The 313-nt window shown below is 70.0% G+C and carries 1 protein-coding gene; it reads left to right on the forward strand.

The window, feature by feature from the left end:
* Positions 1 to 313: hypothetical protein (locus AB1L30_RS00910; RefSeq protein WP_367011456.1), on the forward strand; the 313-nt coding region annotated here is incomplete at both ends.

Below are 313 nucleotides of genomic sequence, written 5' to 3' on the forward strand. Positions count from 1 at the left end.
GATTCGGCCATCGAGCTGGGGGCCCTGCCGCCGGGGGTGAACCCGGTGTTGGCGGTCGACCTGACCGGGGACGGCAACGACCTGGCCGTCGGTCGGGCGAACGTGGTGCAGGTCTTCGACGCGAAGACGGGCCAGGAGGTGATCACGCTCGGAGGTCATCAGGATCTGATCCAGTCGATCCGGTTCAGCCGGGACGGCAAGCGGCTGGCGGCGGGGAGCTACCGGATCGTGACCGTCTGGGACGCGCCGACGAGCGAACTGGCCCGGAGCTTCGACGCCCTGGGGGCGAAGGTCAACGCGATCGCGGCGTCGA

Origin of the sequence: Bremerella sp. JC817, from assembly GCF_040718835.1 — a bacterium.
Classification (GTDB): domain Bacteria; phylum Planctomycetota; class Planctomycetia; order Pirellulales; family Pirellulaceae; genus Bremerella.